Annotated in this window: 21 protein-coding genes and 1 pseudogene; 6 read left to right on the forward strand and 16 right to left on the reverse strand. The window is 70.0% G+C overall.

The features are described from left to right. Positions 1–24: 24 nt before the first annotated feature. From ACF08M_RS30050 to queC, 15 genes are all read right to left on the reverse strand, one after another. Complete coding sequence (locus tag ACF08M_RS30050) at positions 25–591, reverse strand: hypothetical protein (protein WP_392188402.1); 567 nt, start codon at positions 589–591, stop codon at positions 25–27. A gap of 836 nt (positions 592–1427) precedes the next feature. Then, positions 1428–2198: an HAD family hydrolase gene (locus ACF08M_RS30055; RefSeq protein WP_392188403.1), complete on the reverse strand. Its 771-nt coding sequence runs from the start codon at positions 2196–2198 to the stop codon at positions 1428–1430. Then, positions 2195–3022 carry a 5'-3' exonuclease H3TH domain-containing protein gene (locus ACF08M_RS30060; protein WP_392188404.1) on the reverse strand — a complete coding sequence of 276 codons (828 nt, stop codon included), beginning with the start codon at positions 3020–3022 and terminating at the stop codon, positions 2195–2197. The genes ACF08M_RS30055 and ACF08M_RS30060 overlap by 4 nt, the downstream gene beginning before the upstream one ends. Beyond that, positions 3019–4398 carry a glycosyltransferase family 4 protein gene (locus ACF08M_RS30065; protein WP_392188405.1) on the reverse strand — a complete coding sequence of 460 codons (1380 nt, stop codon included), beginning with the start codon at positions 4396–4398 and terminating at the stop codon, positions 3019–3021. Before ACF08M_RS30065 ends, ACF08M_RS30060 begins: the two co-directional genes overlap by 4 nt. A 20-nt stretch (positions 4399–4418) precedes the next feature. Continuing rightward, positions 4419–5222 (reverse strand): reverse transcriptase domain-containing protein, encoded by an 804-nt coding sequence (locus tag ACF08M_RS30070; protein WP_392188406.1) that lies wholly within the window; start codon positions 5220–5222, stop codon positions 4419–4421. Further along, positions 5219–6322, reverse strand: coding sequence for a glycosyltransferase family 4 protein (locus ACF08M_RS30075; protein ID WP_392188407.1), 1104 nt, complete (start codon positions 6320–6322; stop codon positions 5219–5221). Before ACF08M_RS30075 ends, ACF08M_RS30070 begins: the two co-directional genes overlap by 4 nt. Beyond that, a complete protein-coding gene (locus tag ACF08M_RS30080) occupies positions 6319–6870 on the reverse strand; it encodes a formylglycine-generating enzyme family protein (protein ID WP_392188408.1) in 552 nt (183 codons plus the stop codon). The genes ACF08M_RS30075 and ACF08M_RS30080 overlap by 4 nt, the downstream gene beginning before the upstream one ends. A gap of 134 nt (positions 6871–7004) precedes the next feature. Continuing rightward, on the reverse strand, positions 7005–7604 hold the full coding sequence (gene folE, locus ACF08M_RS30085) for a GTP cyclohydrolase I (protein WP_392188409.1): 600 nt from the start codon (positions 7602–7604) through the stop codon (positions 7005–7007). Continuing rightward, positions 7604–8308, reverse strand: coding sequence for a WbqC family protein (locus tag ACF08M_RS30090; RefSeq protein WP_392188410.1), 705 nt, complete (start codon positions 8306–8308; stop codon positions 7604–7606). The genes folE and ACF08M_RS30090 overlap by 1 nt, the downstream gene beginning before the upstream one ends. Further along, positions 8308–9006 (reverse strand): PIG-L deacetylase family protein, encoded by a 699-nt coding sequence (locus ACF08M_RS30095; RefSeq protein ID WP_392188411.1) that lies wholly within the window; start codon positions 9004–9006, stop codon positions 8308–8310. Before ACF08M_RS30095 ends, ACF08M_RS30090 begins: the two co-directional genes overlap by 1 nt. Positions 9007–9058: 52 nt before the next feature. Next, positions 9059–9628 (reverse strand): phosphoribosyltransferase, encoded by a 570-nt coding sequence (locus ACF08M_RS30100; protein WP_392188412.1) that lies wholly within the window; start codon positions 9626–9628, stop codon positions 9059–9061. Next, a complete protein-coding gene (locus tag ACF08M_RS30105; RefSeq protein WP_392188413.1) occupies positions 9625–10098 on the reverse strand; it encodes a DUF6884 domain-containing protein in 474 nt (157 codons plus the stop codon). Before ACF08M_RS30105 ends, ACF08M_RS30100 begins: the two co-directional genes overlap by 4 nt. Further along, positions 10064–10780: a 7-carboxy-7-deazaguanine synthase QueE gene (locus tag ACF08M_RS30110; RefSeq protein WP_392188414.1), complete on the reverse strand. Its 717-nt coding sequence runs from the start codon at positions 10778–10780 to the stop codon at positions 10064–10066. The genes ACF08M_RS30105 and ACF08M_RS30110 overlap by 35 nt, the downstream gene beginning before the upstream one ends. Next, positions 10777–11460 carry a 6-carboxytetrahydropterin synthase gene (locus ACF08M_RS30115; protein WP_392188415.1) on the reverse strand — a complete coding sequence of 228 codons (684 nt, stop codon included), beginning with the start codon at positions 11458–11460 and terminating at the stop codon, positions 10777–10779. Before ACF08M_RS30115 ends, ACF08M_RS30110 begins: the two co-directional genes overlap by 4 nt. Further along, positions 11457–12167, reverse strand: coding sequence for a 7-cyano-7-deazaguanine synthase QueC (gene queC, locus ACF08M_RS30120; RefSeq protein WP_392188416.1), 711 nt, complete (start codon positions 12165–12167; stop codon positions 11457–11459). The genes ACF08M_RS30115 and queC overlap by 4 nt, the downstream gene beginning before the upstream one ends. 214 nt (positions 12168–12381) lie before the next feature. Here queC and ACF08M_RS30125 point away from each other — a divergent pair, with 214 nt between their 5' ends. The 6 genes and pseudogenes from ACF08M_RS30125 to ACF08M_RS30150 all read left to right on the forward strand — a co-directional run bounded on the left by ACF08M_RS30125 (position 12382) and on the right by ACF08M_RS30150 (position 19378). Beyond that, the gene (locus tag ACF08M_RS30125; protein WP_392188417.1) at positions 12382–13854 is read left to right on the forward strand and encodes a peptide deformylase; all 1473 of its coding nucleotides are present in this window, start codon (positions 12382–12384) and stop codon (positions 13852–13854) included. 1031 nt (positions 13855–14885) lie between these two features. Continuing rightward, positions 14886–15851 carry a Twin-arginine translocation pathway signal gene (locus ACF08M_RS30130; protein WP_392188418.1) on the forward strand — a complete coding sequence of 322 codons (966 nt, stop codon included), beginning with the start codon at positions 14886–14888 and terminating at the stop codon, positions 15849–15851. A gap of 351 nt (positions 15852–16202) precedes the next feature. Further along, positions 16203–16733, forward strand: a pseudogene (locus ACF08M_RS30135) (IS21 family transposase); the annotation flags it as partial. A gap of 300 nt (positions 16734–17033) precedes the next feature. Beyond that, on the forward strand, positions 17034–17597 hold the full coding sequence (locus ACF08M_RS30140) for a DNA-binding protein (protein WP_392188419.1): 564 nt from the start codon (positions 17034–17036) through the stop codon (positions 17595–17597). Positions 17598–18059: 462 nt separating this feature from the next. Then, positions 18060–18758, forward strand: coding sequence for a hypothetical protein (locus ACF08M_RS30145; protein WP_392188420.1), 699 nt, complete (start codon positions 18060–18062; stop codon positions 18756–18758). 50 nt (positions 18759–18808) lie between these two features. After that, complete coding sequence (locus tag ACF08M_RS30150) at positions 18809–19378, forward strand: hypothetical protein (RefSeq protein WP_392188421.1); 570 nt, start codon at positions 18809–18811, stop codon at positions 19376–19378. A gap of 72 nt (positions 19379–19450) precedes the next feature. On the opposite strand, the gene ACF08M_RS30155 is transcribed toward ACF08M_RS30150, so the two are convergent. Continuing rightward, a complete protein-coding gene (locus ACF08M_RS30155) occupies positions 19451–19930 on the reverse strand; it encodes a hypothetical protein (RefSeq protein ID WP_392188422.1) in 480 nt (159 codons plus the stop codon). Positions 19931–19959 lie beyond the last annotated feature (29 nt).

A 19959-nucleotide genomic window follows, 5' to 3' on the forward strand; every position in this document is an offset into this window, starting at 1 on the left:
CGAACATCTGCTCGGCGGGTCAGGTCAACGGCCCGTTCCGCTCTCTTCGCGGGATGGCTCGCCGCACGCTTCCAGGGCCCACGGAAACGGGTCGGCCGCGAAGTGACGTAGACGGCTCAGACCTTGATCGACGGCAGCCGGGTCCTCTGAGAGGTTGATTCGCAAGAGCTGAGCACCGGGGTACAGCGTTTCCCAGGCGGCGGTGGTGCCGCCGTGGACGACGGTCGGGTTGAGCCGCAGTCCGGATCGTCCGCACCGTGCGACCCACTGGAGGAAGTCTTCCTGGGGTGCGCGGAGTTCCGCGAAGGCGGAGTAGCCGGTGGTGGGCTGGAGGCCGGTGATGGGCTGGAGCGGCGACCGGGGATCTTCGATGGCGAGCGCGTTGCGGCGGAAGCGTTCGCTCATGACGGACAGGTGGTCGCGGACGCGGAGGTAGGTCTCCTCGTCGGGGAGCGCGGGCAGACCGGCACGGTGAACGCAGTCCTGGGCGATCTGCATCAGCTTGCGGGTCTGCTCGCGGGGGGCGTCCTCGACGGCGAGGAGGGAGGCGTAGAAGAGCATGACGACCTCGCCGACAGGGTCGCCGCTCATGGCCATCCGCTCGAACCGGTCGCGGCGGAGGTGGCCCCGCAGTGCCTTGTTCCGCGTGACGACGACCGCCGCGCGAAGGCCGGGCAGGGAGAGATCTTTCGACGAGGATCAGGGCAGCAGTTTCCAGGACGATTCCGTGGACGCGGTCGCGGAGTATCGCTGCCGTCTGAGGACCCTCGGCGCAGACTTGGAAGGGGATGTCGATGAGGGTGAAGTCCGGCCTGGCCTGCTTCGGCAGGGTGTGGTGGGCACCGGTGACGCCGTTGGGGAGGACTTCGACGAGGCAAGTGCGTGGTGCGAGGGCTGTGCCGGTGTGGTGGAGGGCGCCGTCGTGCCGGTAGTAGGCGGTGACGGGGGCTCCCCAGCGGACGGCGGACTGGTCGAAGGCGTAGTAGTTCGGCAGGGGCAGGACGAGGCCGTGTCCGGTTTCGGCGAGGTGGGCGATGGTGAGGTTGATGGCCTCGGTGCCGCCGCGGGTGAAGAAGATGTCCGCGGCGTCCAGGTGCATGTTCAGGTGGCTGCCGAGGAGTTCGGCCGTCGCCGCCCGGCTGCCGGCCGGGCGGCGTCCTGCGTACGCGGAGAGGGTCTCGTCGCGGATGAAGCGGTCCAGCAGTGTGGAGAGGTAGCGGGCGAGGTCCGGGGAGGGCGGGAAACGGTTGCAGCCCTCCCCGAGCTCGATCGTCGTCTCGGGGTCCGGGTCAGTGTCGGTGCGCAGGGCGCCGAAGGCGGTGAGGCAGTCGGCCTGCGCGGGGGCGGGGATGGTGTCGTGCACGGTGGCTCCGGTGCGCCATGGGCCGGGGCGCTGCCGGGCTTCCGCGGTGCGGACCTCGGTGACGTTACCGGATCGGCAGGGCTCCGGGGGCGGTTGGCTCCAGCGGGGGTACCTCGTGCAGGGCAGGGTGGCGCCGGTTCGAAATGGGGATAGGGGTCAGGAGGATGCCTGCGGCTGCGTCGAGGTCGGGTGTGTCGGTGTGCTGGTTGCGCCGGACCCAGATGGCGTCGATCCCGGCGTGCCGGGCGCCCGCGGCGTCGGCCTGGGGGTTGTCGCCGATCATGACGAGCCGTTGGGCGGGGCCTGCGGCTTCCTGGGCGAGGCGGAATGCCTGAGGGTGGGGCTTCTCGTAGCCGCTGGCGGCGGAGTTGATCACCGCGCGGAACCGGTTGTCGATGCCGAGGGCGGCCAGGATGGCGGGGAGTTCGGGGACGTGGTTGGAGAGGAGCACGTGCTGCCAGCCGTGCGTGGTGAGCTGGTCGAGGACGCGAAGGGCTCGCGGGTAGAGGCTCCAGGCGGTGCGGTCGGTGTAGGCGGCTCGGGTGGCTGCCGCCGCGGCCTGCGGGTGGGCTGTGCCGAGGCGGGTGAGTGCTCCGGTGACAACAGCGGTGATGTGGTCCCACCAGGCGTCGGGGTCGTTCAGGTGCGGGTGGGGGTCCTGCGCGGCGTGCCAGGGGAAGCCGGTGGCGAGGGCCTCGAACATCTCGGGGAACGCCCAGCCGTGGCCTGGCTGCTGGATGTCCAGGACTTCGAGGAGGCACTCGGCCCAGGTGCCGTGGCGGCGGTGGCCGAGCGTTCCGTCGAAGTCCCATATCGCGATCTTTGGCCCGGTCACCACAGGTCCAGCGCTTCCAGGACGTGCGCGGCCGTGGGCAGCGGCGCGGCGGGGATGGTGGTGAGGAGGTTGTCGGGGAGTGCGGTCTTGGTGTCGAGCTTGATCATCTCGCGCCAGCGCAGGACCTGCTGCCACTGCGCCGTCCAGGTCGGGCGCAGCTCGTCGGCCGGGATGTTCTCGAGCCGGCGTCCGTCGGTCAGGAGCCGGGCGGCGGTCTTGGCGCCGATGCCGCGGACGCCGCCGATGTTGTCGGCGGGGTCGCCCATCAGGGCGCGGAAGTCCGGCCACTGCTCGGCGAGGACTCCGTAGCGGGGGAGGATGTGCTCGCCTGCGGTGTAGCGGCGCTCCATGGCGAGGCCGGTGTTCAGCAGGCGCACGCTGGGGTCGGCCAGGAGCTGGATGTAGTCCTTGTCGGTGGTCATGATGTCGACCGCGCGGCCTTCGGCGCGGGCGCCGGTGGCCAGGGTGGCGATGACGTCGTCCGCCTCGCAGCCGTCCTGCTCGATCCACCGGACGCCCGTGTGGTCGAGGGCGTGCTTGACCAGGGCGAGGGACTCGATCAGGCCGGGTTCGGGGGCGGGCCGCTGGGCCTTGTAGTCGCTGTCCTGTCCGGCGCGGGCCTGGGAGCCGTCCTCGGAGTCGAAGACGACGAAGATCTCGAATCCGTCGGCGTGCTGTGCCTGTGCTTTTCGCAGGAGCGCGGTGAAGCCGAAGACGCCGGTGCGGTCGATGGTCTTGTCGCGGCTGGTGATGCGGGCGGCGAACCCGTACCAGGCGCGGTGGAGGAGGTAGTGGCCGTCGACGAGCAGCAGGGGTGCGGTCATGGCGTGGCCTCCAGGGGGTGCTGCGTGCTGGTGGGTGCCTGTGACCGCGGCGTACGGGCATCCGGTGCCGGATGACCAAGGAGTCTAGCCACGGGGGTGGTGCGGGGTTGCCAGAATGTGGCCAGCAGTATCGCGAGGTGTTCGGCGGCGTTGCGTTCGGCGACGACTCTGCGGTGGGCGGCGGTGCGCAGTCGGGTGCGTTCGTCGCTGGTCAGGGTGAGCGCCCGGCGCAGGCCGGCAGTCAGGGCGCCGGGCGTGGGGGCGTAGAGGAGGCCGGTGCGGCCGTCGGTGATCTGTTCGGGGAAGCCGTCGATGTTCGGGGCCAGGACGACGGCTCCCGTGTGCTGGGCCCACAGGGCGGTCTCGAAGACGATGTTGGCCAGGGTCTCGCCGCGGCTGGGGACGGCCATGGCGAAGGTGTCGGGCCAGGCAGCCAGCGTGCGGGGGATGTCCCGGTCGTATCGGCTGACGATGGTGGCGCTGAGTCCGAGGTCGGCGCTGCGGTGGCGGTAGGAGTCCAGCAGGGCGGCGCGGTCGTCATCGGTCGGGACGGCGACCATCGCCAGGTGGACGTCGTCGCGCAGCGGGGCGAGGGCTTCGATAAGGAGGTCGAGGCCCTTGGTGTGGTCGGTGCGCCCGATTGCGGCGACGACCGGCCGACCTGTCGGGATGCCGAGGGCGCGCACGATGCGTTCGGCTTCGGTCCTGGTCGGTGGGGTGAGGTCGGCGGAGGTGAGGTGAAGCCCGGACGGCCAGGACCGGAGGCTGGCCGGATCGAGACCGTACTGGTCCTTGAGGTGGCGGGTGAGGAAGTTGCCGATGTCGGCGACCCAAGTGCCTGGGTGGCGGTTGGCGGCGGCGATGGTCTCTTCCTCCCAGGTGACGCGGCCGAAGTCGGGGTGGGGGCGTTCGGTGATGCGGGCGGTGGAGAACAAGGCCAGCAGGACCTCCACGCCCGAGTGGGCGCCGGCGTGGTGGGCGAGTCCGGCGAAGGGGGTGTCGACGCCGATGGCCAGCACCTTCTCGTGCCGGTCGGCGAGGTGTCCGGCGGCGCGGGCGGCTTCGCAGGACAGGTGCCGCCAGGTGTCCGGGTGCCAGAAGGGACGGCGGGTGTCGTAGGGCAGGGTGATCACCTGGCCGCCGAGCCTTTCGACGACGCGGCGGGCGTAGCGGAGGTCGTCCTCGTTGTAGCCCCAGGTGGCCGGGCCGGGCTCGGGGACCGCGAGGTACGGGGTGAAGGCGCCGGTGTGCGCGCTCAGGCGGTGGTGGTGGCGGGCGAGGGTGGCCAGGAAGGTCTTGGTCTGGCGGCCGATGCCGTTGGTGTTGTTGGCGATGCCGTTCACGGCGCAGTACAGCAGCGCGTTGGTCGTGGACAACGAGGGCTCCTCCTTGTGTGTCAGCCGGCGGCGTAGAGGTCTTCCGGGTTCGGGCGCCAGATCTTCGACTTCGCCGGTGCCAGCTTCATCCCGTGGGCGGTGAGCAGTCCGGTCAGGTGCCGGTAGGCGGATTCAGCCTCGGGTTCGGTGGTGGCGAACAGGGTGTAGTTGTCCGTCATCCGCACGGCCGTCCATCCGGTCAGTTGCTGGTCGACGGGGGTCATTCGGAGGTTGGTCAGCATCGGGCTCAGGCCGCTGCCCGGTGCGAGAGGGTCGGGCAGCGCGGTCAGGATGCGGCGCAGGAGGGCGAGCACGCTGCCGTCGTGGACGAAGCGGGCGACGGAGGTGACCGCCTCCTCCAGGGCGACGCCGCGGCTGGCGGCGGCGACGTCGATGTCGGCGACCCAGGTAAGGCCGGCGCTCAGGTGGCGTGCGGCGGCTGCGACCGCGAGGGGCCGCCCGGCCCGCCGGTGCCAGCCGAACATCCAGGGCGGGTAGGCGTCCCGCTCCAGGACGGGCTCGATCGCGTTGCGCAGCGCCCGGTGGACGATCCGGTCGGTGACCGTGGGGATGGTGACGGTGTGCCGCTTGCCCCAGGCGTCGAACTCCTCGGTGCGCAGCGGCCCGGGCCGCCAGGTTCCGTCGGCCAGGGCCGCGGACAGCGCCTCGATGCGACCAGGCAGGTCCTGGCGGAAGGTCTTCCAGGTCATGCCGTCGGCACCGGGGGAGCCGGTGCGCCCCATGCACTGGCGGGCGGCCCGCGTCAGCGCCCGCTCACCGACGGCCTGCCGCATCAGCGAGTGCGCCGCCGTACGCCCGCTCACCTGGCCGGGCCGGTCGCGTCCAGGAACGCCTGGGCGACGGCCGCCGGGGTGTGGGCGGCGACCTGACGCGGCCCCTGGTCGGAGGCCGTGCGGTAGGCCGCCGGGTCGTCGAGCAGGCTCGTCACCGCCTCCCACACGACACAGGGCCCGCTCTCCAGCGCGGTCATCCGCCCGGCCGGCCCGGTGAGGGCCGGCAGGTGCCCGAGCCCGTAGCCGACCACCGGCGTCCCCACCGACAGTGCCTCCGCGGCGACGTTCCCGAACGTCTCAGGGCTGGTCGAGGGCACGACTGTGACGGCCGCCCCCGCGAGGAAGCCCGGAACCTCCTGCCAGGGCAGGGCCGGAAGGATCTCCACGTTGGGCAGACCAGCGGCCAGGGCCCGGCACTCGGTGACCACCTCGTTCTGCATGCCCGGCCAGTACTCGAATCCGGCCTCGGCCAGCACGATCTGCACTGGCCTGCCCAGCCCGGCCGGGTACGCCTTCAGCAGTTCGGCGATGCCCTTGTGCGGCTCGGCCCGGGCCACGATCCGCACCGGCCCGCGCTCGCGCAGCGCCTCCCGCTCGTCCCGCACCGGCGGCGTGAGCGTGTGCATGAGGGCGTTGGGGAGCACGGCCCAGTCGCTGGAGTCCACGCCCTCGCGGGCCAGTTCCTCGACCATGAAATCGCTGATCGTCAGGACCCGGCCCGGGCGGTGCTCCAGGCTGCGGTAGAGGGGGGCGTCGGTGCGCGGGACGTGCACCATCAGTGCGGTGGCCGTCCCGGCCGGGGCCGGGCTGAGGTAGCCCAGCCCCCACACCGCGTCCACCCAGCACACCAGGTCTACCGCGTGGCCGGCCAGAAGCCCGCGGACCTCTTCCTCCACGGGAGCGGGATCGGCCAGGAGGGCGGTGAGGTTCTCCTCCAGCGCGGGTCGGGGCAGGGTCAGGCTGGTCAGGCGGAGCAGGTCCTCGCCGTCGGCGGCGGTTCCCGCCCCGGCGGCGATGATCAGGGCGTGGTGGCCGAGTTCGCGCAGGCCGACGGCGAGTGCGGCGATGCTGCGCTCGATCCCGGCGGGCTCGTCGGGGTTGTGGGTGAGCAGGACGAAGGCGACGTTCATGGGGTGTCTCCATGGGTTGGCGGGGTGGGGGCGGTGTCTCTGACGGGCCGCAGCCCGATGCCTGGGGAGGTGATGCCGGGCGGGACGTCGTTGGCGTGGGCACACTCGGCGTACTGGGCGAGGGAGTTGTAGGAGCCGCCGCGGAGCAGGGCGACGCGGTCACGGCGCCAGGGGGCCGTCGTCCACTCCCAGACGTTGCCGCCGACGTCCCACAGGCCGTCCGGGGTGCGGCCGGCCGCACGGGTTCGGACCGGTGTGGGGTGGCCGGGACCGAGGCCGCGCAGGTTGGCGTGGCCTCGGCTCGGTGCGTCGTCGCCCCAGGGGAAGCGGCGGACTCCGCCGGAGGCCATCCACTCCCATTCGGCGGACGTCGGGACCCTGGCACCGAGCCGGTGAGCGAGCTGGGCGGCATGGGGCAGTGTCAGGCCGGTGACCGGCACCCCGGCGACTGTCAGGGGCGTCGCCGCCCACCACAGCCCCGCCGCCTCCTGGGCGGGGTGCCACTCTCCGGCAGGAACCGTGCCGCCGGATATGCGGATCCACTTCACCGGATCGACGCCAGCCGCTACCGTGGACGCGTCCTGGGCAGCAGGTACGTTCCCCGGAGGAAGAACCGGTCCGCTCACCAGCACACGCGGGCTTGCCTCCGGCGAAAGACGGCCCTGTCCGGGTGCTCGCCCGCTCACCGCTGCTCGGCCCCGGCCGCCGCGAGGAGCTGCCCGCCGAGGGCACCCTCGTCAGCGAAGTCGCCGCTGAGGTTGTGGCTCAGGGTGCGGGCCTGGTCCTGGCGGACGCCCCGCATGCTCATGCACAGGTGCGCGCCGTCGGCAACCACCCCGACATCGGCCGATCCGGTCGCCTTGGCCACGTCCGCGGCGACGCCGTCGACGATCCGCTCCTGGAGCTGGAGACGGTGCGCGTGGGTGTCGACGATCCGGGCGAACTTCGACAGTCCGAGCACGCTGCCGCAGGGCCGGTAGCCGATCGTCAACTCCAGCCTCATGGGCAGCAGATGATGCTCACACAGGCTCCGGGCGACGATGCCCCGCACGATGACGACGCGGTTGGTGCCGGCGGGCAGGTCCTCCTCGAAGAGGGTGTCGGTGCGGCCGGGGTCGTGGTCGAGGAACTCCGTCCACCAGCGGGCGAACCGCTGCGGGGTGCCCTGCAGCCCCTCGCGCTGCGGGTCCTCGCCCACAGCCTCAAGGAGTTGCCGGCACAGGTTGGCGACCCGCTCGCCATCCACACGCGGGCGCGGCAGCGGGTTGTCCAGGCTCGTCATCAGGTGCTGACCTTCGTCTCGGTCCGTGCACCGGCACGGAGGATGGAAGCGGCGTTCGGGCCCTGGTGCAGCAGCAGGTCCAGGGCGCTCAGGGCCGGCCGCCAGCCCGGCGCGCGGCCGTAGGGGCGATGGGAGTACGTGGCGACCTCGACCGTGATCGCGTGCTCGGCCAGCAGGCGGTGGTCGAGGTAGGCCAGCGCGCCGGTACCCACCCGCAGGCGCGTCGCGCCCCGCTGGCGGCAGAGATCGATGAGCATGCCGGTCTGCCGTCCGGCCGGGGACAGATCGCTGGTGCGGACCATCGCCACAGGCAGGCCGAACGCATCGAGCAGCAGCCTCAACAGCGCCTCGTTCAGGTCCACAAGGTGAGTCCACGGCATCCGGTAGACGGCTTCGAGAGCCTCCCGGTGCTCGGGCCAGTACGGGGCGCGCCCGTACGTCTGGGCGAGGCTTCGCCAGTGCCGCCCGGCCCATGCGCCGTCGGCGATCCGGGTGTCGGTGATCCTCTGGCCGAAGCGGCGGCGCACCGGCACGGTGATCCTGACCGGGCCCGCGGCGCCGCGGATGTAGTTGCGGTTCTGCCAGCCTCGTTCGTTGAACTGCACGTCGTCGAGCAGGACGAGTTCGTCCGCGTCGGTCAGTCGCGAGAAGTAGCCGGGCCAGGGCAGGTAGGCCGGCTGATGGGCGACCAGTACGTCGCCCATCAGCACGCCATCCGGTAGGCCACGAATGCCTCCGCCCGCTCGACGCCGCACGCCGCCCCGGTCGCGGAGTCGATCGCCCGGATCCGCTCCAGGGACCGCGGGTGGCCGCCATCACGCAGCTCGCGGGCGTAGCACTCCAGCGCCTTGTCCTTCACCGCCGCCGTACTGGTGACGTCGACCCACACGGTGGGGCGCGTGTCCTCCCGGCTCCAGGCGTGGTCCTCGGGGCCGTGGAAGCCCAGAACCATCCGGGGCCAGTGACGCAACGCTCCGCTGGGCCTCGCCGCCGCGTAGGCGGCCTGGTGGACAACCTGGTGGTCCTGGTGAACGGCTCCCGCCGCCGGGATGAGGAGCGCGGCCGGCTCCAGCGCGGCCAGGGACAGGTCAGGGCCGTCCTCGATGAGGCGGACCAGTTCCGCGACATGACCGGCGAGGTCCCCGGCCGGGGCCACATCGCTCCAGGCGATGCGGCGGCCGGTGACGCCGAGGACGTCACAGGCCGCGTTGAACTCTCCCTGTCGCAGCCGGCTGTCGGTGGGGGTTCCCCACCGGAGCTGCGTCAGGCACGCCACGGCCAGGACGTGTACGGAGATCCCGGCGGCGGTGAGGCGGGCGATGGCGCCCCCGGCGCCGAGGGTTTCGTCGTCGGGGTGCGGGGCGACGGCCAGGACACGGTCGCCGGGCTTCAGGCCGAACATGGGCTTGCCTCCTCTTGATCCGTGGAAGGGGGACGGGTGCAGACGGCGCCGGTCAGCCACGGGTCCACGGCGGCCTGATACGGCTGCGGAGACCGGTGAACGGGGGCAGAACTTCGATGCGGCCGCATTCCGGCTCGGGCTCCCACGGGAAGTGGACCCAGTCGGCGACATCCCAGCCCCAGCTGTCGAGCGGGTAGTCGGAGCCCTCGTTGCGGCAGAGCACGACCGTACGGATCGCGGACGGGCTCACCGTGGTGGTGAGCGTGTCCACGACCGCGTGCAGGGTCGCCCCCGAGCCGCAGATGTCGTCGACGACCAGCAGCGGGCAGGAGGCCGGCAGCGCGGCGAGCGCGTCATGGTTGTGCTCGTGGTCGAGGAGGATCCGGCCGGTGGCAGCCTGCTGGATGCCCTCGGGCTCGTTGTGGCGGGCCCGGACGACGGCAGCCGGGACGCCGAGCCGCTCGGCGACGATCTCGGCCAGGCGGACACCGCCGCGGGCGATGCCCAGGACAGCGGCCGGAGCGCGCTCGGCTTCCTGGTCCGCAATCAGGCATGCCGCGGCGAGAAAGTCGTCACGGGTGAGCCGCCAAATGCGGCGGTTCTCGAAGATGCGGTTGGTCACGGCCAGCTCCAGGAGTCGAGGACGGCGTGGATCTCTGCGTGACGGACCATCGGATCGGTGATCAGGCGTGTCCTGGCCACCGGGACCGGGCCCAGCACCTGGGCGTACGGGGGCTCCATCAGAAGCAGGGCCTCGGAGGAGGGGAACCGGGCCAGATGCCAGCGCAGGACCGTGGGCGCCGTCCCGGCCAGGACGCGTGCCCGCTCCTCGGTCATGGGCTGCTCATACGTGGAAACGGGTGCGTCGGCGGTGACCAGCCCATAGAACGCAGACAGCACCAGGACCCGGCTGCGCAGCCCGCTGTGCTCGGTGACCCTGTCGCGGATGAGCGGAACGACCCACCCCTCGTACAGGTCGAGCGCGGGAACCGGGGCGGTGGTCACCCGCTTCTCCTTGCAGCACGCCACGACCACCAACCCGCCCGGGCCGGCATGTTCAGCGGCCACGTTCGTCACCCCACAGCAGCACATGCAGGCGGGTGCCGAGCCGGTAGCCCCGTTCGCGTACCGCACCCTCCAAGGTGCGCATCCCCGCGATGATCACTTCCGGGTCCGTGCCCTCCGGCATCACCGAGATGTCGGTCAACGCGTAGGCCGCCTCCAGCACGGCGATCTCGGCCACCTCGGCCGGTTCGGAGACGACGAACTTGAAGCGGGCCCGGCCGGTGGCAACGAAGGCCCGCAGAACGTCTGGGACGAGCCGCCGCGTCTCCGCCATGGCGGCTCCGAACCTGGACAGCTTCGGGGAGACGTTGAAGTACGGTCCGGCAACGACCAGGGCCCTGGAGGGAGCGATGGTGCCGTTCGTCTCGATCTCCACCGTCCGACCGGCGGCCCGCAGTCCCTTGACCAGCTCGGTCAGGCCGGCCGTCTGGATCAGCGGCTCGCCGCCGGTGAGGACAACGAGGTCCTCAGGTTGGTCCAGGGCCCACGCGAGGAGCTCCTCGACGCTCTCGTAGTGGGCCTCCTTGCGCAGGTCGTACCGCGTGTGGTCCCAGGTGTAGGGGGTGTCGCACGGCGAGCAGATGAGGTTGCACAGGGCGAGACGGATGAAGCACGCCGGCACCCCGGTGCTGGGGCCCTCGCCCTGGACCGTGCCGCCGAACTTCTCCGAGACCCGGATGCGTAAGCCGGAGTGTCGCAGTGTGCTCACGCTATGCCTCCCACGTACTCGGCCCAGCTGGACTCCGTCTCCGAGACCCGCACGCACGCGCCGCCCATGGCCCGGTCGGTCAGCCACCGCGAGAAGTGCTGGGCGAGGTTCTCCGAGGTCGGGTTCAACCCGGGGACCACCTCGTTCAGCACTGTGCCGTGCATGGCGCTGCGCAGATGGTTCCGCAGCAACACAGGGACGTCCCCCGGCCGGGGAACGGCGGAGACGGGCACGCTGAGCACGTAGGAGTGGCCGTGCAGGCGCCCGCACGGATGCCCGTCGCGCAGCCCGCGCAGCTGGTGCGACGCCTCGAAAGCGGCGAATGCGGCCGGCGGGAGAGGCTGCGGCCTCCCGGTCCGGACCCGGACCTCTTCCAGCACGGAGGCGACGCCGGCCGACAGGTGGCTCTGCGCCCATCCGAGGAGGTGCTTGCCGAGCCCCTCGTTCGAGGCGTCCTTGACGCAGTCGTTCAGGATCCGGTGGTCCAGAGCTCCGTCGATGTACCGCTTGAGAGGGGCCAGATCACCGAAGTCGGCAACGAATCCCTCCGGGCTGAGCACACCGGAGGACAGCACGGCTTCCGCGGTGAACGAGTGGCCGTCATAGCCGCCGTCGAGCCGTCGCATGGCCTCGAAGCGGAACATCTTCCCGATCCGGAAGAAGGGCTGGCGGCTGCTCATCGGGCGGCGCCCTTCGGCGTCCGCACGTAGAGGGTGGGGTCAGTCACCCCGGCCTCGTCGAACGCCTCCCGGCGCTCCATGCAGGTCCCGCAGGCTCCGCAATGCACCTCACCACCCTCGTAGCACGACCAGGTCAGCTCGAACGGCACACCCAGGCGGGCGCCCTCGCGCACGATGTCGGCCTTGGTGAGCTGCAGGAACGGGGCGACGAGCTGGAAGTCGGAGACGATGTGCCCCTCGTTCCCGGCCTTCACGGACGCTTCGATGAGGGTGAAGAATTCCGGCCGGCAGTCCGGGTAGATTGCGTGATCCCCGGAGTGCGCGCCGAACGCCACGGCGTCCGCCCCCGCCGCGACCGCGGCCCCGGCCGCGATCTCCAGCATGATCGCGTTCCGGTTCGGGACGACCGTGCTGCGCATGGTCTCGGCGCGGTAGTGGCCGTGCGGCACCTTGATGGCCGGGTCGGTCAGGGCGGATCCGCCAAGAATCCGGCCCAGTGATGTCAGGTCGACGATGTCGTGGGACACGCCGAGCTGGTCGGCCAGGTTCGCGGCGTGAGCCAGTTCCTTGACGTGGCGCTGCAGGTAGTTGAACGACAGCAGGCTCACGATGACGCCGTCGTCGAGGAGCTTGTAGGCCGTGACGGCGCTGTCCAGGCCGCCGGAGAAGATGAGCACCGCGTGACGCGGTGCGGCAGTTCGAGGCATGGGTGTGTCCTTCCGAGGTCCCCCGAACCGTGTCCGGGGCGGTGGATTTTGTGGACCTGGGGTCTGCTGGCGGAGAAGAATCCGCCAGCCATGCGGGCGAGGCCGGACTGCTTCCGCCATCGCCTGGTGACAGTCAGCCCGAAGCGGGCAGGATGAGGCACCGGTGAGCCGCGCTCACTCACGCAACGCACGAACTCACCTACGGGGGCTTCACATGCCAGGCCAAGGGGAACCGTCGCCGTTCGCGGCCGAGCTGACCCATTTCCGTGAGGTGCGTGGCTTTACCAAGGCGGAAGTGGCCCGTCGTCTGCGCATCTCGCCGTCGTACGTGAGCCACCTCGAATCCGAGAGGGAACGAGGCTCCTCGGACCTCGCTCGTCGCCTCGACAAGGAACTCGATGCGGGTGGCAAGATCTGGAAGGCGTGGCAAGAAGTCGACGGCAGCGCACAGCCGATTCCGGAGGCGGCCGAGACCCCGCCGTCCGCCGGGATCCTCGTTCTGGAAGACACCGCGGACCTGCGCTACGACGGCTCCGTCTACCACCTGACGATGCACCGGAGCCTGCGCAACACCGGTACGGAGCCGATCACCCGCTACCTCGTCCGCATCGCCGTCGACCGCTACCCCGGCGAGCCCGAACGCTCCAACGCGCTGTACCGGAACCATCCTCTGACCTGGGAAGAACTCCAGCTCCAAGCGCACTGCGGTGACGAAGAGATGGGGCGCGTGGTCAAGCACGACCGCGACGCTTTCAAGGAGGTCTGGCTCGAGTTCGCGAACACTCGCACCCGCTTCCCCCTCTACCCGGGGCAGGAAACCGGAATCGCCTACAGCTACTCGGTCACTGCCGACAAATGGGGTCCCTGGTTCCAGCGGGCCGTCCGACTGCCCACCCGCCAGCTCACCGTCAGCCTCTCTTTCCCCACCGCTCTGCAGCCCACCGTTTGGGGCACCGAGACCTCCCTCAGCGCCAGCTTCGCGCCGTTGCACACCCCTCCCACCCAGGTCGTCGACGAAGACCACACGGTCTACACCTGGACGACCCTGGACCCGCCACTCCACGCCCGGTACCGCATGGAATGGCGGCTCAAGACCGCACACCTTCAAGAGAGCGAGCCCGTGAACACCCTCACCCCCAGCGCCCTCATGGCCGCCGCAGGCATCGTCCAGGAAGGTGACATCCTCCTCCGGACCGTCGCTCAGCCCTTCGATCTCCCCGCCGAGGCCGACGATGCACGCCATGTCGTAGGTCAACTCGACGCCGCGATCACGCGCGTCAAGGAGCTCCACGACTTCGGCAAGGGCATGGGCATCGCCGCCCCGCAGATCGGCATCGGCCGCGCCGCCGCCGTCGTCGTCCCTCCCGGCGACGGATCCAACCCGATCGTGCTGCTCAACCCGACGATCGCAGAGTCCTCGGCAGAAACCGACCGGCAGTACGAAGGCTGCCTGTCGTTCTTCGACGTACGGGGCCTTGTCCCCCGACCGCTCCACATCGTCATCGCGCACACGGACATCGACGGAACACCCCGGCTCACCCGGTTCGACCACGGCCTGGCGCGCCTGGCCCTGCACGAGGTCGACCACCTCGATGGCAAGCTGTACCGCTCCCGCATGGACCCGGGAACCCAACCGATCCCCGTCGAGGAGTATCGCGGCACCGGCCAGAACTGGACCTACCAGTGAGGCGCGCCTTCTGACGGCCAGTTCGCCCGGCAGCGCGAACCGTCCGAACAGTCGTTGAACTTGCAGACCGCAGGGTGTGAGACGGAGACGGAGGGGAGCGGCTGGGCAGAGCGCACTGGTCATCATCCGGATGTCTCCAGCCGCGGATGGACGCGCTCCGCACCCACGGTGCTGAGGCCGCTGTACTGCGGCAGTCCGGACAAGCTGTGGCCAGCCTCGAAGGTGAACTTCTTGCCGACAGCGAGGCGACCGGGCGGGAGTGGAACGGGACCGAGGTGCATGATCACCCTTCGTCAATCGCGTAGTTGGCAGCTCCAGCCGCCGGAGAAATTCCCGCAGAGGTCGGCCCACCTGGGGAAGCCAGCTCGGGCACGCCGTACACGCCGGCATCGTTCTGAGAGGGGCCACAGGTCGGCGGATCGACCGGATGCTCGGAACCCGGCGCCGGGTGTCATCTACGATGCGCCTCGACCTGACCAGTCGTCATTGCCGGTCATCCGTAGGAACATTGACGGGTCTGTGCAATGTCTGTCCGGGGTCACCAATGCCGTCCTGGACGGTTTAGGGATGTGATGGAGGGGCGGGCAGTGGGCGGGGTTACCCGAGGTCGTCGCGCGGAGATCCAGCGGGAGGCATCCCGGATCCGCGCTCAGTGCCAGCGCGACGGGCACACCCAGGAGCGGATCGTCACTACCCTTCGATCGGCGTTGCCGGAGCTGACGGCCCTGGAGGCGTGGCGTCTGGCCTTGGGGTGGTCGCGGCCCCAGGCGATCCGCGAGGTGGCCGTCGTTTACCGGGCCGACGGCCTACTGCCGCCGGGCCTGACGCCGGCAACGCTGTGCCGGTACGAGCACGGCCAGGAGGAGCCCGGGGACGAGTACCGGCTGATGATTTCCCGGGCGTATGGGGCCCGCCCCGACCAACTCGGGCTGGTGACACGCTGCCTGTGGTGCAGCACATGCGCGACTCCGCCGCCACTCCATTACGGTCAGCATCAGAGCGAAGAGATGAACATCGTCCGGAAGGAACCCATGACGACCGCCAGCGGGCTGCCCGCCATCCGCGAATCCGTCCAGTGGGCCGTGCTGGATGCCCCTGGCGGCTCCCCGGCGTTGGTTGCCCTGGCCGAGGCGGCCGTGGAGCACTACGCCCTCAACTACAGCAAGCACCCGCCCGCCGTCCTGCTCGAAGAGGTCCGCGGGACCCGCAACCTGCTCTCCACCGCGACGGCAGCGGCTGACCGCGAGACAGCGTACGGTCTTCGACGCCAGGTCGGATGGCTCTCGGCCCTCCTTGGCAACCTGGCCTACCACCTGGACGACCGCGCCGGGGCACGCACCCACCTCACCTTGGCGGGAGCCCTTGGCGAATCCACCCAGGAGAAGGCGCTCACCGCCTGGGCCAGTGGGGCGCTGGCCATGGTCGCCACCGCCCGCCGCGACTGGGACCACGCCCGCCGACACGCCGAATACGGCGTTCAGTACGCACCCGAGGGCCTGCGTCGGGCACAGCTCCTCGGCTGGGCACTGCTGCCCACGCTCGCCGCCCTGCAACGGGCCTCGGAAGCCGACGACGTGGTCAGCGAGAGCGACGAGATCATGCGCTCCGCGGCCGAACTGCCCGGACGCTTCGGCTACGACCGCGCCGAGCACCGTCTCCACGTCGCCGAGGCATACCTGACCCTCAAGCGCTGCGACCGCGCTGCCGACGTCGCCCGCGAATCGATCGCCGCCGCCCCCGACCAGACACCGGCGTGGGTCGCGGCTACGCTCGTCCTCGCGCTCGCCGAAGCCCGGAACGCACCGGAACAAGCAGCCGCCCGCGCGCTGGGCGTGCTCGACCTCGTCCCTCCGCCGCGGCTCCGCGCGACCGCACGCGACCGCCTGGCCCGCCTCGGGCGCCTGCTCGACAGTTCGACGATCTCCTTGGCAACGGAGCTGGCCGAGCGCCTGCGCACGCTCCCGGCCCCGATCCGCGCCGACGGCACAGCTGCGTAGCCGCCGCCAGAGAGGGCGTCCCATCTCCAGGCTGTGCGCGGCCCACTGCCGGGCACAGCGCTCAATTGTGTTCGACGAACTCCTCGGTGCCGCTGCCCGGATCGATATGCTGCGGCGCCTGGAGGGCGGCAGCGTCGACGCCCACGCGACCGCGGCGATGTGAGAGCGGACAGCTCAAGATCCTTGTAGGCGGACAAGTCAGGTCCTGATCTGCGGACAGCTGATCTCCCTTTCCGTGGACCCATTCGTGTCGATTCCGAACAGGTGATCCCTCCGGGGGTTGGCTCGGTGCTGCCTGGCAGCGAACCAACTCACCCCCGGAGGGATCTTGAAGAAGTCTGACAGGAGATCATGGAAATCTTCGAGGCTCTCGATGCCACCGGATGCGCGCATTCGGCGGCTGCGCTGGCGGGGGTTGATCCGAAGACCGTGCGTCGGTACGCCCAAATGAGGGACGCGGGCCGGCCGGTCAACGGCCCCGTCGCGCGACCGAAGCTGATTGACCCGTTCATCCCGAAGATCGAGGAGTGGGTCGACCGCTCGCAGGGCACGGTGCGGGCCGACAAGCTCCACGAACGCCTGGAACTGCTGGGATTCACCGGCGACGAGCGCACGACCCGGCGAGCGGTGGCCAAGGCCAAGGAACGCTGGCGGGCCGGACACCGCCGTACCTATCGGCCATGGATCACCGAGCCCGGTCTCTGGTTGCAGTTCGACTGGGGCTGGGGCCCGAAAGTCCCTGGTCCGGGCGGTGGAAGCGAGCGCGAGACGTTGCTGTTCTGCGCCTGGCTGGCCTGGTCGCGGTTCCGGGTGGTCATCCCGGTCTGGGACCGGACCCTGCCCACGGTGATCTCGTGCATCGACTCCACTTTGCGGGCGATGACCAAGTACGAGCCGGGCCACCGGGTCAGCTTCCACCCCGCGCCATGCGGGTCCGGCTCCAGGTAGCAGTGGCCGATCTCCGCGTCGGCCTCAGCGCGTACCCGCGCGGCCAGCCGGTTCACGTCGACCCTGTAATCGCCGAGCACCGCGAACTCGAACCCGTCCGCACAGAGCACTGCTCCCGGGCCTCTGTGACTGTCTTTGTGACGACGGCCAGGGAGTACGTCACAACCCACCTGGGGCCGCGCCGAGCACGCCTATGATCGATGTATGCCGTCGCCCCTTCCCACGTCCCTTGCTGTGTCCGACGCCATCACCCACTACCGCCAGCTGCGCGAGCTGACCATCGACGAGCTGGCCTACGTGCTCTTGATGCTCGATCACCCGATCTCAGCCGACGCCCTCGCGGAGATGGAGCGATGTGCTCGCCCCGTGACCGTCGACGATCTCGTCGCGATCGCCTATGTGCTCGACACGACCCCCGCAGTGCTGCTGTCGCACATCCCTATCGACATTCCGGAACCCGAAGGTCCGTTCGGCACCGGGCTTCCCAGTGACGTCGACCAGGCCGAGCTTCGTGCCTGGCTCGAGGGGAAGACCACGCTCGACCCCGAGTCGCGACTGAGCTGGTGGAAAGAGCGAGTCGCACGCCTCCGGGTCCGGGCGGCACACCACGAGGAGCAGCTGCAAGGTGCGTACGCAGAGCTGCGCGAACTCGGCGACCTGGCGATCCAGGAAGAGGACGCCCCGCCGGTGCAACGTCTTCAGTGGCGCATCCAGGACGGCGAGCATGCGCTCAACCAATCCGAAGTAGCACTGGCACTGACTGAGCATCGGCTCGACAACCTCCGAGGAGACGCTTGACAGCTGAGTCCGCTAGCTCTGGGCCAGTCAAAGTCGCCTATGAATAGGCGACTTTGACTGGCCTTCTGTTGTTTGGTGGTACATCCGGTACAGCAATCTGCAATACTGATAGTGCGTTTGTGAATGCGGTCGCAAGTGCTGATGTGCGAGAAGGAAGCTCGGAAGTCGAATCAGGTGGTCCTCAAGAGGGCTGGTTTCGGCTCCCGAGCGTGGTCGGGATCTGGGATCTCGGGGATGCAGTGTAGAACTGTGGAGCCGAGACGCTGGTCCCTTGGAAGAGGACACCGCCTGGACACGCAGGACTGAACGCGAGGAAGCGGGGGGCAATCATGACTGAAGGTCAGTCACAGATACCCGATCAATCGACGCAGGCTATGTCGCCACGGCCGCAGGTTCCCGCCCGTTGTCACGGCCGAGCAGTGGTCCGCCGGGTTCCGACAGACGCATCACCGCGAGCCGACGATGGCTGAGTACCAGGCGACCGTCCATGCCGGGTTGATTGTTCCCGAGCGCCGACCTTGTGATCCGTCGATGCAGCAGATGGCCGATGGGGCCAAGCAGATCGCCAACGGCGCCCGGGACTTCTTCAATGCCAAGGTTTCGCCTGCGGCCGAGAGCTCTGGAGCCCGGGACTTCTTCAACGACCGCGTCGCCCCTGCGGCCCAGAGCGCCGCGCGCTCGGTGCAGCAGAGCGCCTCGCGTCCGGGCATGGCCAAGCTGACGGGGCTGGCCCCGGCCATCCTCGCCGCGGCGGCGTTCCTCGCGATCATCTCGCTGTTCCTGCCGGTCGCTTCGGCCATGGGATTCTCGGCCAACTACTTCAGCGACGCGGCCGACGGCGAGGGCGGCTTCCTGCTCTTCGTCATGCTCGTGGCCATCGCGGCGTCCGTGGCGGCGATCGTCAACAAGGCGAAGTGGCCCCGCATCACCGCCGGAGCCGTGGGCCTCGTCGCGGGTCTCCTCGCCATGGTCGACAGCTTCGGGACCGTGATCTCCATCAGCAACACCCGCTATGTGTCCGTTGGGGCCGGCGTGGTGTTCCTGGCTCTGCTGTCGGTCGTCATGCTGGCCGCCGCAGTCCTCGTCCTGATGTCTCTGCGCCAGGTGCCCACGATGCCGGCCATGCCTCCTGCGCCGCCGGCCCAGCCGCCGCAGAGCTGACGAAGACCAAGCGCTTCACCCCAATCCATAGCGAACGAAGGAAGAAAGCCATGAACTCCACCAGGACCGCACGCGCGACGCGGACCAGGATCGCCGTGTCCGCCGCGGCCCTGGCCGCGGGCGCTCTCATGCTCACCGCCTGCGGAGGAAGCAGCGATGACGCTTCCTCGCAGAGCCCCAGCAGCAGCCAGGCCTCCGGCTTCGACGGTGCCTACATCTCCATCACCGACGGGGCGCGCGGCGGCATCGCCGCCATCGACGGCAACAAGATCACGTACATCAACGCCACGGCCGGCGACCAGCAGTGCCAGCTGACCAAGAAGGCCCTCGACGACATCGAGCACGGCTCGATCGTCAAGGACGGCAGGACCGACAAGGGCCAGTACCAGGTCCTCTCGACCGGCACGATCAACGACAGCCGGACCAGCGTGCTCTGGGACGACGCCAACGGCTCCGACCAGACGGGCACCGACCCAGGATCCGGCTCGATCTCGATGTCGAGCAGCTCGATCACGCTCGGGTACACCTTCGCCTACTCGATCGACCAAGTCCAGCTCATCCCCGCTGGCAGCGACCAGGCGAAGGCCCTGATGGCCAAGGACTGCGGCCAGCACAGCTGAGCGCCGCACCGCCCCGGCAGCGCAGGACCCCGTGGACGTCGCGTCCACGGGGTTCTGTCTTTTCTCTGACCCCTACTCCTGGAACTTCTGCGCCCTGTACTCCTCGATCGTCTCGGGCGGCCGGCCGTACTTCGGCACGTGCTGCTCGACGAAGTCCAGTTCGGCCCAGGTGGCTGATTGCCGGATCCTCGACCGGGCCACCACGACGAACACCACGGCGTTGACGGCGATGTTGAGCAGGCACCACCCGGCCAGCAGCGCCGCCAGCGCCACGGGCGGGCCGTCCTCGATCGCCATGCCGACCAGGACGACCAGGCCTGCGCCGTTGATCAGGAGGCCGCCCACATATCCTTCGAACGTGCCGGACAGGCCCGCCAGGGCCCGTGGCTCGTCGCGATGCCGCACGGCACGGACCATTTCGCCGACGAACGCCACAGTGGCCACAGCCGCCGTGGTGCTCACTGCCAGTTCGCGGATCCCGGCGATCCACCATCGCGCCGAGCGCCACCAGCCGCGCGGGAACTCGCCGCGAAGCCTCGATCCGAGCCTCATGCTCCCCTCCTTCTCCTCGTGCTGCCCGA

Source organism: Streptomyces sp. NPDC015032 (assembly GCF_043080425.1).
Taxonomy (GTDB): domain Bacteria; phylum Actinomycetota; class Actinomycetes; order Streptomycetales; family Streptomycetaceae; genus Streptomyces.

Excerpts from the sequence above, each read along its gene's own strand:
- ACF08M_RS30050 (WP_392188402.1), bottom strand. The coding sequence starts at position 591 with ATGAGCGGCGACCCTGTCGGCGAGGTCGTCATGCTCTTCTACGCCTCC.
- ACF08M_RS30060 (WP_392188404.1), bottom strand. The coding sequence starts at position 3,022 with ATGACCGCACCCCTGCTGCTCGTCGACGGCCACTACCTCCTCCACCGC.
- ACF08M_RS30075 (WP_392188407.1), bottom strand. The coding sequence starts at position 6,322 with ATGAACGTCGCCTTCGTCCTGCTCACCCACAACCCCGACGAGCCCGCC.
- folE (WP_392188409.1), bottom strand. The coding sequence starts at position 7,604 with ATGACGAGCCTGGACAACCCGCTGCCGCGCCCGCGTGTGGATGGCGAG.
- ACF08M_RS30090 (WP_392188410.1), bottom strand. The coding sequence starts at position 8,308 with ATGGGCGACGTACTGGTCGCCCATCAGCCGGCCTACCTGCCCTGGCCC.
- ACF08M_RS30095 (WP_392188411.1), bottom strand. The coding sequence starts at position 9,006 with ATGTTCGGCCTGAAGCCCGGCGACCGTGTCCTGGCCGTCGCCCCGCAC.
- ACF08M_RS30105 (WP_392188413.1), bottom strand. The coding sequence starts at position 10,098 with ATGTGCTGCTGTGGGGTGACGAACGTGGCCGCTGAACATGCCGGCCCG.
- ACF08M_RS30115 (WP_392188415.1), bottom strand. The coding sequence starts at position 11,460 with ATGAGCAGCCGCCAGCCCTTCTTCCGGATCGGGAAGATGTTCCGCTTC.
- queC (WP_392188416.1), bottom strand. The coding sequence starts at position 12,167 with ATGCCTCGAACTGCCGCACCGCGTCACGCGGTGCTCATCTTCTCCGGC.
- ACF08M_RS30125 (WP_392188417.1), top strand. The coding sequence starts at position 12,382 with ATGCCAGGCCAAGGGGAACCGTCGCCGTTCGCGGCCGAGCTGACCCAT.
- ACF08M_RS30130 (WP_392188418.1), top strand. The coding sequence starts at position 14,886 with ATGACGACCGCCAGCGGGCTGCCCGCCATCCGCGAATCCGTCCAGTGG.
- ACF08M_RS30145 (WP_392188420.1), top strand. The coding sequence starts at position 18,060 with ATGGCTGAGTACCAGGCGACCGTCCATGCCGGGTTGATTGTTCCCGAG.
- ACF08M_RS30150 (WP_392188421.1), top strand. The coding sequence starts at position 18,809 with ATGAACTCCACCAGGACCGCACGCGCGACGCGGACCAGGATCGCCGTG.
- ACF08M_RS30155 (WP_392188422.1), bottom strand. The coding sequence starts at position 19,930 with ATGAGGCTCGGATCGAGGCTTCGCGGCGAGTTCCCGCGCGGCTGGTGG.